Consider the following 16,288-nt stretch of genomic DNA (forward strand, 5'->3'; position numbering starts at 1 on the left):
CGCTCCTCGTCCTACCTCGTTTCCCAGGCCGCTGTGCTCAACGTTTCCGCTGCGCTTTGGGCTCCGGGTCGGTGTCCGTGTCGCTCTGACTTGGATAAAGTTACTTATCGGCGTGCACGATGTCAAATCGCCTGGCCAGCGGGTGTTTACAGCGAGTTCACCCAATTGTGGAGCAGCTGCGCGCCCGCATCCCCGGACTTTTCGGGATGAAACTGCGTCGCCGACAGCGGACCGTTCTCAACGGCCGCCAGGAATGGGACGCCGTGTTCGGCCCAGGTGAGCTTCGGCGCGGCGAAGTGTTCGCTCGGCGGCAGGTCCCAGGTCTGCGCGGCATAGGAGTGCACGAAATAGAAACGGGTATCGCTTGCCATTCCTGCGAACAGGACGCTGTCAGTCGGAGCCGACACGGTGTTCCAGCCCATGTGCGGAAGCACAGGTGCGGACAGGCGCTCGACCACGCCCGGCCATTCCGCGCACCCGTCGGTTTCCACACCGAATTCCACCCCGCGCTCGAACAGGATCTGCATGCCGACGCAGATACCGAGCACCGGACGACCACCGGCCAGCCGCTGACCGATGATGCGCTCCCCTTTCACCTCGCGCAGTCCGGCCATGCACGCGGCGAACGCACCGACGCCGGGGACGACGAGGCCATCGGCTGCCAGCGCGATATCGGCATCGGCGGTCACCTCGACGTTCGCGCCCGCGCGGATCAGCGCGCGGTGCGCGGAGTGCAGATTGCCGGAGCCGTAGTCGAGCAGAGCGACGGATTTCGTTGTCACAACGTCCCCTTCGTCGACGGCACACCGCTCACCCGCGGATCCAGTTCGACCGCGGCGCGCAATGCGCGCGCGACCGCCTTGAATTCGGCCTCGGTGATGTGGTGCTGGTCGCGGCCGTACAGCACGCGCACGTGTAGGGCGATGCGGGCGTTCAGCGCGATCGACTCGAAAACGTGCCGGTTGAGCACTGTCGAATACGGGGCACCGGGTCCGGAACCCGGAATCACCGCATGCAGCAGGTGATCGGGTTCGCCGGTGTGTACGCAGTACGGGCGGCCGGAGACATCTACCGCCGCGTGCGCCATGGTCTCGTCCATCGGAATGAACGCATCGCCGAAGCGACGGATGCCGGACTTGTCGCCCAGCGCCTTACCCAGCGCCTGGCCGAAGACGATGGCGGTGTCCTCGACGGTGTGGTGCGCCTCGATCTCGATATCGCCCTCGGCGCGCACAGTCAGATCGAAGCTGGCGTGTGCGCCGAGCGCGGTCAGCATGTGGTCGTAGAACGGGACACCGGTGGAGATGTCGGTCTTGCCGGTGCCGTCGAGGTCCAGTTCGACGACGATATTCGATTCCTTGGTGACGCGCTCCACCCGCGCGGTGCGATTCATCTTTGCTTCCTCCACAGGCGGATTCATCGGATGGTGAGGTCGGTGTCGGCCAATGTGCCGCTGACGCGCAGGAATTCGTCGTTCTCGGCGGCGAGACCGATGGTGGCGCGCAGATATCCCGGAATGCCGACGTCGCGGATCAGCACGCCGCGGTCCAGGTAGTACTGCCAGGCGCGGGGGGCGTCGGTGAAGCGACCGAAGAGCAGGAAGTTGGCGTCGCTGGGGATCACCTCGAAACCCATGGCGGCCAGCGCTTCCGCGACCCGGTCCCGCTGTGCCGCCAGTTCGGCGACGCTGGCGAGGGTTTCGTCGGCGTGGCGCAGGGCCGCGCGGGCGGCGGCCTGGGTGACCACCGACAGGTGATACGGCAGTCGCACCAGCAGCATCGCGTCGATCACTGCGGGGGCGGCGACCAGGTAGCCGAGGCGGCCGCCCGCGAAGGCGAAGGCCTTGCTCATGGTGCGGCTGACCACGAGTTTCGTCGGATACCGATCGATCAGGGCGATCGCGCTCGGCTCGGCGGAGAATTCGCCGTATGCCTCGTCGACGACCACGATGCCCGGTGCGGCGGCCAGGATCCGGGCCAGGTCGGCCTGCGGAATGCTGTGTCCGGTCGGGTTGTTGGGGCTGGTCACGAAGACCACATCGGGTCGGCGCTCGGCGATGACGGTGAGCGCGTAGTCGATATCGAGGGAGAAGTCGGCATTGCGCTTGGCCTCGACCCACTCGGTATCGATGCCCTCGGAAATGATCGGGTGCATCGAGTACGACGGCACGAAACCCAGTGCGCTGCGGCCGGGTCCGCCGAAGGCCTGCAGGAGTTGCTGCAGGATTTCGTTGGAGCCGTTGGCTGCCCAGACATTGGCGGTGTGCACCGCGGTGCCGGTCTGGCGAGTCAGGTATTCGGCCAGGTCGGTGCGCAGGGCGACGGCGTCGCGGTCCGGGTAGCGGTGCAGGTCGGTGGCGGCGGCGCGAATGGATTCGGCGACGTCGTCGATGAGTGCCCGGCTCGGCGGGTGCGGGTTCTCATTGGTGTTCAGCTGCACCGGCACCGTCAATTGTGGTGCGCCGTAAGGCTTTTTGCCGCGCAGATTCTCACGCAGCGGCAGGTCGTCCAGGCTGATGTCGGAGCCGGGCACGGTGATCTCGGGGGTCATGCCAGTGCCTCGAATCGCGCTTGTACCGCTTGGCCGTGTGCGGGCAGGTCCTCGGCATTGGCCAGGGCGACCACGTGACCGGCGACATCTTTGAGTGCGGCCTCGGTGTATTCGACGACGTGGATTCCGCGCAGGAAGGTCTGCACGCTCAGGCCCGAGGAGTGCCGCGCGCAACCCGCCGTCGGGAGTACATGGTTGGAGCCCGCGCAGTAGTCGCCCAGGCTGACCGGGGCATACGCACCTACGAAGATCGCGCCGGCACTGCGCACTCGGGCCGCGACGGCAGGCGCATCGGCGGTCTGGATCTCCAAGTGCTCGGCGGCGTAGGCATTCACCACCCGCAGGCCCTGTTCGATATCGTCGACGAGCACGGTGCCGGATTGCTTGCCGGACAATGCCTCTCGCACCCGGTGCGCGTGCTTGACCACCGTCATCTGGGTGGTGAGCGCGGCGTCCACCGCGTCGGCGAGTTCGACGCTGTCGGTGACGAGCACGCTGGCGGCGAGCACATCGTGTTCGGCCTGGCTGATCAGATCGGCGGCGACGTGGACCGGATCGGCGGTGGCATCGGCCAGAATCGCGATCTCGGTGGGGCCCGCCTCGGCATCGATGCCGACCAGGCCGCGGCACAGACGCTTGGCGGCGGTCACGAAGATATTGCCGGGACCGGTGATCAGATCGACCGGCTCGAGCTGCGCTCCATCGGTATCGATACCGCCGTAGGACAGCAGTGCGATGGCCTGCGCACCGCCGACGGCCCACACTTCCTCGACTCCAAGCAGCTTCGCCGCCGCCAGGATGGTCGGGTGCGGCAGCCCGCCGTGCTGCGCCTGCGGCGGTGAGGCCACCACCAGCGAGTCGACACCGGCCGCCTGGGCGGGCACCACATTCATCACAACGCTCGACGGATAGACGGCATTACCGCCGGGCACGTAGAGCCCCACCCGCTCGACCGGAACCCACCGCTCGGTGACCGTGCCGCCGGGCACGACCTCGGTGGTGGTATCGGTGCGTCGCTGATCGGCGTGCACCTTGCGGGTCCGTTCGATCGCCACCTCGAGTGCGGCACGCACGGCCGGATCCAACTTCTCCAATGCGGCTTCCAATTCGGCCGCGGGTACCCGCACGCTCGCCGGAATCACGCCGTCGAACTGCTCGCTGAACTCCAGCGCGGCGGCGACCCCGCGATCCCGGATCGCCTCCACCACCGGTCGCACCTGATGCAGCACCGAGTCCACGTCGACTCCCCCGCGCGGCAGCGCGGTGCGCAGCTCGGCAGCGGAGGGAGTACGGCCGCGCAGATCGACGCGGGCGAGCTCGATGCGGGATGTCATGAGGTCTGCGATCCTGTCTGTCCTGATCTTTGGACGCCGTTCCCGACGCCGAGCGGTCGGTATCCTCCGCTCCGCTCCAGCTACCAGCCTATCGGTCCGGTGCCACCCGTTATCCGCTGCGGTCGCCGGATGTGGCGCGAAGTACGGCCGCCTGCCCCGGTCCCGATAGTGGACCGGGGCGCGACGGGTGTCAGGCCGAGACGAGGCGCTTGATGATCATCGGTTCGGCGAGGATCTGGTCGAGTACATCGCGCACATGGAAGAAATGTGGCGTCGTGAAATGTTCATCGAGAGCTTCGGGGGTGGTCCACTCCTCGACGAGCACCATGTGGGACGGGTCGTTGGGGTCGGTGTAGGGGTGGTAGGTCAGGCAGCCGGGCTCGGCGAGGGACGGTTCGATCATTGCCTCGAGTGCCGTGCGCAGGCGGTCCTCGCGGCCCGAGTTGGCGCGGAATTCGGCGACGACGTGCAGTGTCATGGTGGCTCCTCGGAAATTACGCGCGGGCGGGGCCGGTGCCCGCGCCGGTCGTGGTGATGGCGGTCTCGATTGCGGCGAGATCGTCGGCGGTGAGTGTCAGGTCACGGGCGCCGAGCCAGCCGTCGATCTGCGCGGCGTTACGTGCACCGACGATCGCGCCGGTGATGCCGGGCCATGCGGTCGCCCACGCCAGGGCGACCTCGGCGACGGTCACGCCGTGGCGGGCCGCGACCGGGCGCATGGCTTCGACCAGGGCGAGCTTGGCGGACAGGCCGGTGGTGAAGTCCGGATGCGAACCGCGCCAGTCCTCGTCCGGCAGGTTGTGCAGGCGTTCCTTGGTGAATGTGCCGGTGAGCAGGCCCGATTGCAGTGGTGAATAGACGATCACGCCGGTTCCGTTCTCGTGTGCCCAGGCGATATCGGCCGCGGCCGAGCGGTTGATCGCCGAGAACGGCGGCTGGATCGCATCGACATGGGCGATGGATTCGGCGATCGCCAGTTGAGCCGCGTCGTGGTTGGACAGGCCGATCGCACGGACCTTGCCTTCCTTCTTCAGATCGGCCATGACCTGCCAGTACTCCTCGAGGGGAGTCGCCTGGTCGTTGGCCTCGCCCTCGGCGCCGTAGACGAAGACCGCGCCGGTATCCGGCCAGTGCACCAAATACAGATCGATGTGGTCGGTGCGCAGCCGACGCAGCGAATCCTCGATTTCCTTGCGCACCACGTCGGGACGCATGATCCGGCGCGGTGGGCCGGAACGGTCGTCGCCTTCTTCCCAGATCAAACCGGTTTTGGTGACCAGGTAGGGCCGCTCGGCCTCCGGGATGTCGGCGAGCGCGCGGCCGACCACCTCCTCGGCATGGCCGACGCCATAGGCGGCTGCGGTATCGATCCAGTTGATTCCGGCATGCACCGCGTGCCGAATCGCGGCGATCGAGTCGGCGTCATCGATGGCGCCCCACGAGTACTCCCAACCGGATCCGCCGAAGACCCAGGTGCCGAAGCCGAGCGGGGTGATGTCCATGCCGGTGTCGCCGAGGGGGCGGGTGTTGCTCATTGTTTCCGTCTCCGTTCACTGCCGGAACCGTTCCGGCGGTGATCACTACTTTCGGCGCGGACGGCGGCGGTAAACAGCGCCGCGCGAGCCTGGGCACGACATGACCAGGATGCGCCACGGCAACCGGCTGGATACTGGATGACGTGACTCTGGATCGACGTGCCGAACTCGGCGAATTCCTGCGTTCCCGGCGGGCGCGGCTGAGCCCGGAGGAGGTCGGCCTGCCCGATTACGGCAGCCGCCGCCGGGTGCCCGGTCTGCGCCGCGAGGAGCTGGCCATGGTGGCCGGGGTCAGTGTCGATCACTATGTGCGTCTGGAACAGGGCCGCACCCTGCACTTTTCGGAGTCGGTGCTCGATGCCGTCGCGCAGGCGCTGCGGCTGAATCCGGTGGAACGCGAGCATCTGTATCGACTGGCGCGGCCCTGGTCCGGCGAGGAGCCGCCGGCCGAACAGGAAGTCCGTCCCGGATTGCGCAGGCTGCTCGACGCGGCCGCCGACGTCCCCGCCTACATCGTGGGCCGCGGCACCAATGTGCTCGCCTGGAATTCGCTTGCCGCCGCGCTCATCACCGATTTCGGCGCACTACCGCCCCGCGAGCGCAATCTGGCCCGACTGGTCTTCCTCGACGAGGGGATGCGGGAGCTGTACGAGGATTGGACGGCAAAGGCCGCCGATGTCGTCGCGTATCTGCGCCTGGACATGGCGCGCAATCCCGGCGATGCCGGAATCGCTTCGCTCATCGAGGAATTGAGCGCGAACTCCGCCGACTTCGGCGCCATGTGGCAGCGTCACGAACTCAAGGACAAGACGCACGGGCGCTACATTTATCTGCACCCGGTGGTCGGCCGACTCGATCTGGGCTTCGAAACCCTGCGCCTGCCCGATGATCCGGATCAGGCACTGATCATGCACACCACCGAAGCGGATTCGCCGAGCGCCACCGCCCTTGCGCTGCTGGCGAATTGGGCGCAGACATCGGTGCGATCCGTTGCCCGATAGCGCACCGCACCCGCCGCGGTGACTAGCGCGCGTCGCCGCTGCGGGTGTCGCTGTCAATGAGTGGGGCGCCGCTGCCAGGGTTGATCAACCGCAGCGTCACCGACCTGTTCTGGCCCGCATAGGTCACGCTGGCCACATTGATTTCCACCGAACCGTCTGGGTTGGTGCCTGTACCACCACCGGCCGCATCAACAGTGTTGAAGCCTGTGACCCGATTCTGCGTCCAGTAATCCTGGAAGGCTGACTGACTGCCGTAGACTCGCTGGGCAGCGGGAGTCAACTGTTTCCATGCAGACGCGAAGCTCATATAGGTGAGGTTGTTGTAGAAGTCCACCACTTGATCGATGGATTGCCGCGAGTCTGCCGTGCCGACGCTCTTCGTTTGCCCCGGCGCGCCCGCGGCGGCCGTGGAAGTAGTCCCCTTGGACACCGACGACGAAGGCGGACTCGCTTGCACCGACGGCGTATTGGTGCCCGACTGATTCAGCGCACCGATCAGGATGGCCACGACGGCCACCGCGGCACCGATGGTCGCACCGACCAGCACGGCCTTGCGTTTGCCACCGGATTTGCGCGGCGCCGGACGCGGCTGCGTCGCCGTCCGCGGATGTGCGGCGGTCCTCGGATGCGATGCACTGGAGTTGGCGGGACGGACGGAATTGCGCGGCGGCGGCGCCGGGCGTGGCTGCCGCGCGGTCGGCTGGTGCTCCGGCGTCGGATTGGCCGGTGGCCGCGGCGCACGGGTTGCGGATTCGCCGCGCCGGCCGAAAGCCTCACTGGCCGGGACGAATCCGGCGCTCACCGGTCCGGAATCGGCGAGCGCGGAAAGATGTTCGCGGGCCGCACGCATGGTCGGCCGCTCGGCGGGATCCGGGCTGAGCAGATCGAGCAGGAAGTCGGTTGCGGGGCCGGCGTGCCGAGGTTCGCTCACCTGGCCGTTCGCCGCGGCGTAGAGCACGGCGAGCGGGTTCGCGCTGGCACCGTACGGCGGTTCGCCCTCGAGAGCGTGGAAAAGCGTTGCGCCCAAGGCGAATACGTCGGCGGCCGGTGTCGGGTCCGCGCCGCGCGCGACCTCCGGCGCGAGATAGGCGGCGGTACCGCAGATCAGACCGGTCTCGGTGAGGGTGACGTCACCGGTGGCGCGGGAGATACCGAAGTCGGTGATCTTCACCGTGCCGGTATCGTCGAGCAGGATATTGCCCGGTTTGACATCGCGGTGCACGATCCCGGCGTGATGTGCGGCGATGAGCGCCGAGGCGACCTGTTCGCCGATCCGCGCGACCTGGGTCAGCGGCAGCATCCCCTGCGCGGAGATCACTCCCGCCAGACTCTTCGACTTCAGATACTCCATCACCAGGCACGGGTCACCGTTGTGCTCGGTGATGTCGAAGACGACGATCGCATTCGGATGCTGGAAACGCGCCGCATTGCGGGCCTCGCGGATCGCGCGCTGTCGCACCACGTCGCGCTCGGCTTCGGGCAGGCTGGGCTTGATGTGGATCTGCTTCACCGCGACCGAGCGCTGCAGGCGTTCGTCGATGGCACGCCAAACCACACCCGTGCCGCCGCTACCAATCCGCTCGACCAGGCGGTAGTGCTCCGCGATCAATTGACCGGTATCGATGGCGCCTACTCCGAACCTTCTCGAAATCGTGACATCACGCGTATTGACCATCAACGCGTTCCGCCGACGAGTGTAGCGGGGCGCAATCCTCGGCACGCGGCTGCGGGGGTAGATCCGCCGCCCACACGCGCCGAACACTGATGCCGTGCTGATTCGACAGTGACGCTCAATGTCTTGCACGCAGCATACGGCCTGCGGCCTCCACGGCCGGACCCGAGCTGTTCGCATCGCTGACGAACACGGCGAAGGCCAGGTCACCGTCGATGCCGACGAACCAGCCGTGGGCGTGCTTGTCATCGATATACTCGGCGGTGCCGGTCTTGCCGATCAGGCCCGGAATATCGCGCAGTGCGGTGGCGGTGCCGCCGGTTATGGTTTCCCGCATCATGGTTTTCAGCTGCTCGTCGGTGGTAGGCGGCAGCGGCGCCGGGGTGTGGTCGGCCACGCCGGGCTGCCCGTCGACGACCATCGGCAGCGGCATCGATCCGCGCGCGATGGATGCGGCGACCAGTGCCATACCGAACGGTGAGGCCGTCACCTTGCCCTGGCCGATACCGGATTCGACGCGCAGTGCCGGGGTGTCCGCGGTCGGCACCTTGCCGGTGACGGTGGTCAGACCGGGTGTGACGAAGTCGATGCCGAGGCCGAGTTGTGCCGCGGCATCGGTGAGGCCGTTCGGTGCGAGATTCACCGCGAGTTGGCCCATGGTGGTGTTGCAGGACTGGGCGAAGGCGGTGTGCAGCGCGACGTTGCCGAGGTCGAAGTTGTTGTCGTTGGGGATGCGGCGGCCCTCGATATTCGCGGTGGCCGGGCACGGCAGCACGGTGTCGGGTGTCACCGCGCCGGATTGCAGAGCGGCCGAGACCGTGACGGTCTTGAAGGTCGAACCCGGCGGATACAGGCCGGTGAGCGCGATCGGTCCCTGGGCGTCGGCGGCCGCGTTCTGCGCGACGGCGAGCACCTTTCCGGTGGAGGGCTGCATCGCGACTATCGCGGCGGGCTGGGTGATCGGCGTCAATGCGCTCTCCGCGTAGCGCAGCAGATCGGTGTCGAGCGTGGTCACGATATCCGGGGTGGGTTTCGGATCCTGACCGGCGACGCGTTCGGTGCCGTCGGCGGTCTGCGCCCGCACCGCCCAGCCTGCCGCCGCGTCGGCGGAGTTCTGCCACAGGTCGGCGAGGCCGGACAGCACCGGTGACGCGAGGGATTTGTCGGTGGCGAGCAGGCGGGTCTGCGGCGCGAGGGTGACGCCAGGGACCGCGGCCAGCGCCGACTGGATCGGAGCGATATCGGCGTCGCGCAGGGTCACCGCAGTGATCGACTTACCCTGGGCCGCAGCCAGATCCGATTGCAGCGACTGCGCGGTGATGTCGGCGGCGACGGGGGCGAGCACCGCGGCGAGCACGGCGGTGTCGGCGCCCGGGGCGACGTTCACCAGGGTGACCACCTGCTGGGTCATCAACTCACCGCCCGATGACTCCAGAATGCGCGCGGGCTTCGGATAGGTGGTGGCGTAGCTCAGCGGGCCCAGGGCGAGACCGGGTGCGATGGTATTGGGATCCCATTTGATCTTCCAGCCGTCGCCGAAATCGCCTGCGGAACCGTTGGTGGTGTAGCTCCACTCGTTCTTGCCGAACTTCCAGGTGGCGGCGAGGGTGAAGGAGTTCTTATCCGCGCTGCGCACCTCGTATTTCACATCCTTGCCGAGCCCGTCGTAGAGCTTGCCCAGCGCATCCGATGCCGTGGTCGGGTCGTCGGTGAGTGCGGCGGCCGCGGCGATATCGTCGCGGCTGAGCGCATCGGCGAACTGCCCGGCGACGGTGTCGGGCTGGGCCCGCCCTGAGCCGCAACCACTCAGGGCCAAGGCGGAGGCTGCGAACAGAACGAGAAGATTCCGGTATGCACGCACCCGGCCGACTCTAGTGCCGGACGGCAACGAGCCTGGGTAACCGCACGGAGCGGATTTCAGGCGAGCCACGGCCCCAGGGCGAGGGCGGTGGCGTCGGGTTCGGACAGGTCGATGTCGAAGACCTCGGTGAGGATTTTCGGAAGTTCGGCGAGTTCGAGTTCGCGGGTTTCGCTGGAGCCGTTCGGATATTCGGTGATGAGGGTGAGGTTGTCCAGTACATGGTGGACGTCCGGGAGGAAGCGCTGCACGAACGGCCGGGCGGTGAACGGTGAGCGCGGCGAGGTGGAGACGAAGTGGTTGCCGACCGCGAAATCGATGCGGTACTGCGGGTTCAGCGTGAAGGTGTAGCGGTCGATCCAGCCGTCGCGGCCGAACTGGTGCAGCACCCACAGATCGCTGTCGAGTTCGCCGATGGTGTGTTCGAGCCGGAAGCGCCAGTCGCCGAGGGTGAATTCACCGCCCTCGACCAGTTCATAGGGCGCGAGCGGTCCGGAGCCGAAGCCGACATCGCAGATCCAGGCGCGATCGTCATCGCTCGTGGTGACGCGCAGCAGGGCGTGGGTGGCCGGGCGCAGCCCCTCGGACACGCCCATGGTGACCCGGCCACTGAGACCGGTCACCCCGAAGCCGAGACGTTCCAGCGCGGCCGCGAACAAGCCGACGTTCTCATAGCAGTAGCCGCCGCGCCGGTGCCGGATCATCTTGTCCTGCAACGATTCCAGATCCAGCGGAACGGGGCGGCCGAGAATGGACTCCAGATTCTCGAACGGGATCGTGGTGGTATGCGCGTAGACGAGGGCGCGCAGGGTGGTCTGCGTGGGGGTGCGGTCGCCGGTGTAGCCGATGCGCGCCAAGTATGCGTCGAGGTCCAATTCCGCGCCGCTCCAGTGGTAAGCGGGGTCATTCGGCTTCATTGCACCTCTCCTTGTATCCGGTCCTGCCCGAATGAACCACAACGCACCGAGAGGTGTTCCCTAGGCGGCGCATTTGGCGCTCGGCGGGGCCGGGGGCGCGGTTATGATGCCGCGGGCCACGTCGACCAGATAGTCGCGGTCGGGTCCGTCGACCGGTTCGGCGCCGAGCAGCAGGCGCTCGACCACGCAGCCGCCCTCGAAGTAGGCGGGTCCGACGCTGTGATCGCCCGGGACGACGGCGCCGTTCAGGTCGCGGCCGGTGACGATGGTGTACATCGAGGTGGGTTTGCCCGCGGCGAGCAGTCCGGACCGCATTTCCAGGGTCGCCGGGTACGGCACCACATCGTCACCGGTGCCGTGGATGAGGAAGGCGCGTTTCATGCTCATCCGGGCGGCCAGGAGAACGGGCGAACGTTCGGCATAGGCCTGCGGGCAGACCGTCGGGGCGCAGCCGCCCGCATCGCGCTCGATCTGGCCGGGCAGTACGGGATCGACGCCCGCCGACGCGAGCCACATGGTGAAATCGTCCGCGGGGCCGTAATTGTCGACCCAGTAGTCGAAGAGTCCCTGCGGACCGTGCGCCACCGCGAGTCCGCTCATGGTGCCGCCCTGACTCCAGCCCCACAGCACGGTGCGGCCGATCGTCGGATGCTCGTTCTTGTACCACTGGGTGGCGGTGACGATATCGTGCCAGCCCGCCCACAGATTCCAGTCGCCGGTCCGCCAGACACTGGTCGCGCTGCGGGCGTCCATGGACAGGATGGGGGTCGCGGTGCGGCGGGCGATCGAGGTCAGATATTCGGCGTAGTCGGCGGAGGTGCCATCGTGGCCATGGACGGCGACGACCAGATCACGCGGCGTCGGATGGCCCGCCGCGCAGCGATTGGGTTCGTATACCCGGCCGGTGGCGTCTTCGCCGTCCACCGTCAGGGTCACCGGTCGCACGTCCACTTGGACCGCGCATTCCGGCTCGGCCGAAACGAGTGGTGCGACAAGGCTTGTCGTCGACACCGCGGCGAACAACGCACAGCCGAGCGTCAGCAGTAGGTGTCTCATGCTGGAATGATGACATGCGGCTATCGCGGTCCGGTCGCGGTGCCGGAGCGGGTCGCGACGAAGACCGCGCCGACCACCGCGGCCGCGCCGACGATACCGGCGAAGGTGTTCGCGCCCGCGGGCAAACCGATTGCGTCACTGAGAAATCCGGCCGACAGCGGAAGTACCGCGGCGGGCAGGTATCCGCCGACGTTCTGGGCGGCATTGGCCTCGGCGAGCCGATCGGCGGGCACGCTCGCGCTGATGGCCGTGAGACCGCCGAACTGGCCCATGCCCTGGCCGATGCCCGCGAGGATTGCGGCGGCGGCGAAGAACGCGATCGATGACAGCCGTAGCGCCGTGACCAGGGTGATCATGCTGAGCAGGGTGGCCGCCGTCCCGCCGAGCAGGATCGTGCGCAGACGCAGTCGCCGCACCGCGAATTGGATGCCGGTGGCGCCGACGAACATGACGAAGGCCAGGACTCCCGCAAGCACGCGGTTGGTGGCGCCCAAGAGGTTCGACAGCAGCGAGGGGCCGAGTGAGAGCACGAATGATGTCGCGGTGATACCCGGCGCGAACACCGCGATGCCGAGCAGCACGGCCGTGCGTCCGCCCGGTGCGACCGCGGGGATACGGATCCATGGGCCACGTCCGCGAGCGCCCTTGGGCAGGTCGAGCCGCGCGACGACCGCGAAAGCCGTAGCAAGCAAGACGATTTCGACGACGAAAATAGTGACCGTCGGGCCGGGAACGAGCTGTGACAGCAGACCCGCCAGCAACGGACCGAAGCCCGCGCCGAGCACCATGGCCGATGAGGCCGCAAGCGCGGCAAGGCGTTTGCGCTCCGGGCCGCCGATATCGGTCACCGCCGCCATCCCCGCCGAGACGGCCGCGCCGACCGCTGTTCCGGTGAGCAGGCGCGCGATCGCCAGCATCGCGACCGAATTCGCGGTAGCGAACAGGACGCAGGCGAGCATCGCGAGGAGCACCGCGGGCAGCAGCACGGGCTTGCGGCCGATGCGGTCCGAGACAACACCCGCAACCAGCAGCGCACCGAGCAATCCGGCGATGTAGCAGGCGAATACAGCGGTCAACGTGCCTGAGGAGAAGCCGAGCCGCTGCTGCCACACGACATACAGCGGGGTCGGCGCATTCGAGAGCACGAAGACCGCGAGCACGGGCCACGCCGCCAGCCACACCGCGCCCTCGCGCCGCACCTCGGTTTCCGGTTTTGCTATGAGTGTCGCCATCCCAACCTCCTAGTTCGAAAATTCTCGTACTGGTACGACGGAGGTCGAACTTAACATCTAGTACGATAGAAGTCGAACTAAGAATTCGCGATTCGCAGGAGAGCCGATGCCATCGACCGACACCGTCGCGACCACGCTGCCCGAGCCGACGCGTGCCGAACTGCGGCTCGAGGATGTGCTCGGCGTGCTCAGCGATCCGCTGCGGCTGAGCATGGTGCAGAAACTGCTGCTCGAATCCCCCGAGGCTGATCGCTCGTGCGGCTGGTTCGATATCGATCGGCCGAAATCGACGCTGACGCACCATTTCCGGGTGCTGCGCGAGGCCGGTGTCACCCGTCAGCGGCAGTACGGACTGGAGCGCCGCAGCCGGGTGCGGATCGAGGATCTCGACGCGCGTTTTCCGGGTTTGCTCGATCTGGTGCGTGCCTGGCAGCCGACGTAATTCGGCGGTGTTTCGGGGGCAGGTGTGTCCCGGATGGTTCTGCTACCGTGCGCGATAGTCGATCCAGAGTTCGGGGCAGTCTGGCGTCCGAACCTCGTTTCCGGGGAGTTTCCGTGGCTTTCTTGAACCGTCTCATCAGCAATGCGACCAATATCGGTCGCCTGATGGATCTGATGGACAAGGCCCCCCAGTGGCGAGCGCAGTTGCTGGCCAAGAAGAACGAGCTGCGCGGCGGTTCGTTCCGGGATGCGAGCATGGGCATGTGCGCACTCGTCGCGGCGGCCGACGGCACCATCGATCCGGCCGAGCGCATGCGGGTGGCCGGACTCATCGGCTCCGATCCGGTGCTGCAGAACTTCCCGACCGATGAATTGCGCGATCTGTTCGAGGACAACTGCAACCGGCTGGTCGCCGATCCGGCATTCGGGCGGGCGCATGTGCTGCAGCAGATCGGCAAGGCGGCGGGGAAGCCGACCGAGGCGCATGCGGTCGTCCAGATCGGCATCATGATCGGCGATGCGGACGGGAATTTCGATCAGAACGAGATCGCGGCGGTACGGGAGGCATGCCAGGCGCTGGGGGTGGATCCGCAGCAGTTCGGCATCTGACCGCTACTATTCGCATATGCGTTCGATTGATGCGGCGGAGCGGCGGGCCCGGCTGGCACGGCGGCACCGGCTCACACCAGCGTGTCGCACCGATGACATTGCCGACATCGTCCGATCCCTCGTCGTCCTGCATGCGACCGATCCAGCGACGGTGTACCTGTCGGTTGGCGCGCGCAGTCTCACCGCTGAGCCCGCACATGTCGAGAAGGCGCTGTACGACGATCGGACGCTGCTGCGCCTGCTGGCGATGCGGCGCACGATGTTCATCGCACCGGTCGAGTTGCTGCCGGTATTGCAGGCGTCGTGTGCGGATGCGTTGGCGGAGAAGCAACGTCGCACCTACGGCAGGTTCATCGAGCAGGCCGGTGTGGTCGACGGGGATGTGCGCGCGTGGCTGGCCGATGTCGAAGACGAAACGCACAAGGCGCTATTGGCGCGCGGAGCGGCGACCGGCGCACAGCTGAGCAAGGACGTGCCCCGGCTGCGCACGCAAGTGAATCCCGCTCCGGACAAGGCATATTCGCGCCCCAACAGCATCACCACCTGGGTGCTCGTGATCCTCGGTGTCGAGGGGCGCATCGTGCGCGGTCGGCCGAACGGCAGTTGGACGAGCAGCCAATACACCTGGGCGCCGATAGAAACCTGGCTGCCGCAAGGTGTTGCGACCATGCCCGCCGATGCGGCACGCGCCGAACTCGTCCGGCAGTGGCTCTACTCCTTCGGACCCGCGCCCATCACCGATATCAAGTGGTGGACCGGCTGGACACTCGCGCAGGTACGCAAGGCCCTCGCCCAACTCGATGTGGTGGAGGTCGATCTCGACGGCACCACCGGTCTGCTACTCGCCGACGACCAAGACCCGACGCCCGAGTCCGAACCCTGGGCCGCTCTACTCCCCGCACTCGACCCAACCCCCATGGGCTGGCAATCCCGTGACTGGTACCTCGGCCCCCACGCTGCAAATCTCTTCGACCGCAACGGAAACGTCGGTCCCACCATATGGTGGAACGGGCGCATAGTCGGCGGCTGGGCCCAGCGCAAAGACGGCGAAATCGTCTACCGCCTACTGGAAGACATCGGTTCCGAAGCGGAATCTCTCATCGAAGCCGAAGCCGCCCGCATCACCACCTGGTACGGCGAGGTTCGCGCCATCCCCCGCTTCCGCACGCCGTTGGAACGCGAACTCACCGCCTGACGGTCACATGTCCAGGCCGAGGTCGAGGACGCGCACCGAGTGGGTCAGTGCGCCGACAGCCAGGTAGTCGACGCCGGTGCGGGCGTAGTCGGCAGCGTCGGCGAGGGTCAGGCCGCCGGAGGATTCGAGTTTGGTGGTGGGGGCCTGGGCGTTGCGGCGTTGGACGGCAGCTTGGGTTTGCCAGAGGGGGAAGTTGTCGAGCAGGACCAGTTCGACGTTTTCGGCCAGGACCGCGTCCAGTTGTTCGAGGCTGTCCACTTCGACCTCGCAGGCGATATCGGGGGCGATCTCGCGCACCGCGCGGAGGGCGGCGACCACCGAACCGGCGGCTACCACGTGATTGTCCTTGATCAGGGCGGCATCGCCGAGGCCCATGCGGTGGTTGACGCCACCGCCGACGCGGACCGCGTATTTCTGCAGGGCACGCAGGCCGGGCAGGGTTTTGCGGCTGTCGCGGATGTGGCAGTCGGTGCCCGCGACCTCGTCGACCCAGGCGGCGGTGGCGGTCGCGATACCGGACAGGTGGCAGACCAGGTTGAGCATGGTGCGTTCGGCGGTGAGCAGACCGCGGGTCGGTGCGACCAGCCCCAGCACCGACCGGCCCGGCTCGACCCGGGTGCCGTCGGCGACCCGATCGGTGATTTCGTAATTGCCCGCACCGATCACCTCGTCGAGCACGAGCAGGCCGATATCGAGCCCGGCCACCGTGCCCGGCTGGCGCGAAACCACCGATGCCTTCACCGCCGCATCGGCGGGAACCGTTGCCGCCGTGGTGATATCGGGGCCGTAGCGCAGATCCTCATCCAGTGCGGTGCGAATCAGGGCCAGCACCTCGTCACGATCCAGGCCGGTATCCAGTCCCATCAGTGCACTCCTCGTCCTACTTGT

At 67.2% G+C, this 16,288-nt stretch carries 16 protein-coding genes; 4 read left to right on the forward strand and 12 right to left on the reverse strand.

Annotation, left to right across the window (positions count from 1 at the left end; translation table 11 throughout):
• Positions 1–146 precede the first annotated feature (146 nt).
• The 6 genes from hisH to ACFYOW_RS45900 form a co-directional block, all read right to left on the reverse strand.
• A complete protein-coding gene (gene hisH, locus ACFYOW_RS45875) occupies positions 147–782 on the reverse strand; it encodes an imidazole glycerol phosphate synthase subunit HisH (protein ID WP_387297857.1) in 636 nt (211 codons plus the stop codon).
• Positions 779–1,393 carry an imidazoleglycerol-phosphate dehydratase HisB gene (hisB, locus tag ACFYOW_RS45880; protein WP_040688866.1) on the reverse strand — a complete coding sequence of 205 codons (615 nt, stop codon included), beginning with the start codon at positions 1,391–1,393 and terminating at the stop codon, positions 779–781. Before hisB ends, hisH begins: the two co-directional genes overlap by 4 nt.
• 23 nt (positions 1,394–1,416) lie before the next feature.
• Positions 1,417–2,550, reverse strand: coding sequence for a histidinol-phosphate transaminase (locus ACFYOW_RS45885; protein ID WP_387297859.1), 1,134 nt, complete (start codon positions 2,548–2,550; stop codon positions 1,417–1,419).
• Positions 2,547–3,884, reverse strand: a complete 1,338-nt coding sequence (hisD, locus tag ACFYOW_RS45890) for a histidinol dehydrogenase (RefSeq protein WP_387297861.1) — start codon at positions 3,882–3,884, stop codon at positions 2,547–2,549. The genes ACFYOW_RS45885 and hisD overlap by 4 nt, the downstream gene beginning before the upstream one ends.
• Positions 3,885–4,074: 190 nt before the next feature.
• A complete protein-coding gene (locus tag ACFYOW_RS45895; protein WP_040688773.1) occupies positions 4,075–4,362 on the reverse strand; it encodes a putative quinol monooxygenase in 288 nt (95 codons plus the stop codon).
• A gap of 16 nt (positions 4,363–4,378) precedes the next feature.
• Entirely contained in the window at positions 4,379–5,419 is a 1,041-nt protein-coding gene (locus tag ACFYOW_RS45900) for an aldo/keto reductase (protein ID WP_387297863.1), read from the reverse strand.
• 143 nt (positions 5,420–5,562) lie between these two features.
• Between ACFYOW_RS45900 and ACFYOW_RS45905 the strand changes: the two genes are divergently transcribed.
• Positions 5,563–6,420: a helix-turn-helix transcriptional regulator gene (locus tag ACFYOW_RS45905; RefSeq protein WP_387297865.1), complete on the forward strand. Its 858-nt coding sequence runs from the start codon at positions 5,563–5,565 to the stop codon at positions 6,418–6,420.
• 22 nt (positions 6,421–6,442) lie between these two features.
• Here the strand turns inward: ACFYOW_RS45905 and ACFYOW_RS45910 are convergent, their stop codons facing one another.
• The 5 genes from ACFYOW_RS45910 to ACFYOW_RS45930 form a co-directional block, all read right to left on the reverse strand.
• The gene (locus ACFYOW_RS45910; protein WP_387297867.1) at positions 6,443–8,095 is read right to left on the reverse strand and encodes a protein kinase; all 1,653 of its coding nucleotides are present in this window, start codon (positions 8,093–8,095) and stop codon (positions 6,443–6,445) included.
• Positions 8,096–8,210: 115 nt separating this feature from the next.
• Entirely contained in the window at positions 8,211–9,953 is a 1,743-nt protein-coding gene (locus ACFYOW_RS45915; RefSeq protein ID WP_387297869.1) for a penicillin-binding transpeptidase domain-containing protein, read from the reverse strand.
• Positions 9,954–10,009: 56 nt separating this feature from the next.
• Positions 10,010–10,867 carry an arylamine N-acetyltransferase gene (locus ACFYOW_RS45920; protein WP_387297871.1) on the reverse strand — a complete coding sequence of 286 codons (858 nt, stop codon included), beginning with the start codon at positions 10,865–10,867 and terminating at the stop codon, positions 10,010–10,012.
• A 60-nt stretch (positions 10,868–10,927) separates the two neighbouring features.
• Positions 10,928–11,923, reverse strand: coding sequence for an alpha/beta hydrolase family protein (locus tag ACFYOW_RS45925; protein WP_387297873.1), 996 nt, complete (start codon positions 11,921–11,923; stop codon positions 10,928–10,930).
• A gap of 20 nt (positions 11,924–11,943) precedes the next feature.
• Positions 11,944–13,155 carry an MFS transporter gene (locus ACFYOW_RS45930; RefSeq protein WP_387297875.1) on the reverse strand — a complete coding sequence of 404 codons (1,212 nt, stop codon included), beginning with the start codon at positions 13,153–13,155 and terminating at the stop codon, positions 11,944–11,946.
• 106 nt (positions 13,156–13,261) lie between these two features.
• On the opposite strand from ACFYOW_RS45930, the gene ACFYOW_RS45935 reads away from it, so the two are divergent.
• From ACFYOW_RS45935 to ACFYOW_RS45945, 3 genes are all read left to right on the forward strand, one after another.
• On the forward strand, positions 13,262–13,597 hold the full coding sequence (locus ACFYOW_RS45935; RefSeq protein ID WP_387297877.1) for an ArsR/SmtB family transcription factor: 336 nt from the start codon (positions 13,262–13,264) through the stop codon (positions 13,595–13,597).
• A 164-nt stretch (positions 13,598–13,761) separates the two neighbouring features.
• Complete coding sequence (locus tag ACFYOW_RS45940; protein WP_387297944.1) at positions 13,762–14,205, forward strand: tellurite resistance TerB family protein; 444 nt, start codon at positions 13,762–13,764, stop codon at positions 14,203–14,205.
• A gap of 16 nt (positions 14,206–14,221) precedes the next feature.
• Complete coding sequence (locus tag ACFYOW_RS45945; RefSeq protein ID WP_387297879.1) at positions 14,222–15,400, forward strand: winged helix DNA-binding domain-containing protein; 1,179 nt, start codon at positions 14,222–14,224, stop codon at positions 15,398–15,400.
• A 3-nt stretch (positions 15,401–15,403) separates the two neighbouring features.
• Here ACFYOW_RS45945 and nadC read toward each other — a convergent pair whose 3' ends face one another.
• Complete coding sequence (gene nadC, locus ACFYOW_RS45950) at positions 15,404–16,264, reverse strand: carboxylating nicotinate-nucleotide diphosphorylase (RefSeq protein ID WP_387297881.1); 861 nt, start codon at positions 16,262–16,264, stop codon at positions 15,404–15,406.
• Positions 16,265–16,288 lie beyond the last annotated feature (24 nt).

Origin of the sequence: Nocardia sp. NPDC006982 (assembly GCF_042869435.1) — a bacterium.
In the GTDB taxonomy this organism is placed as follows: domain Bacteria; phylum Actinomycetota; class Actinomycetes; order Mycobacteriales; family Mycobacteriaceae; genus Nocardia.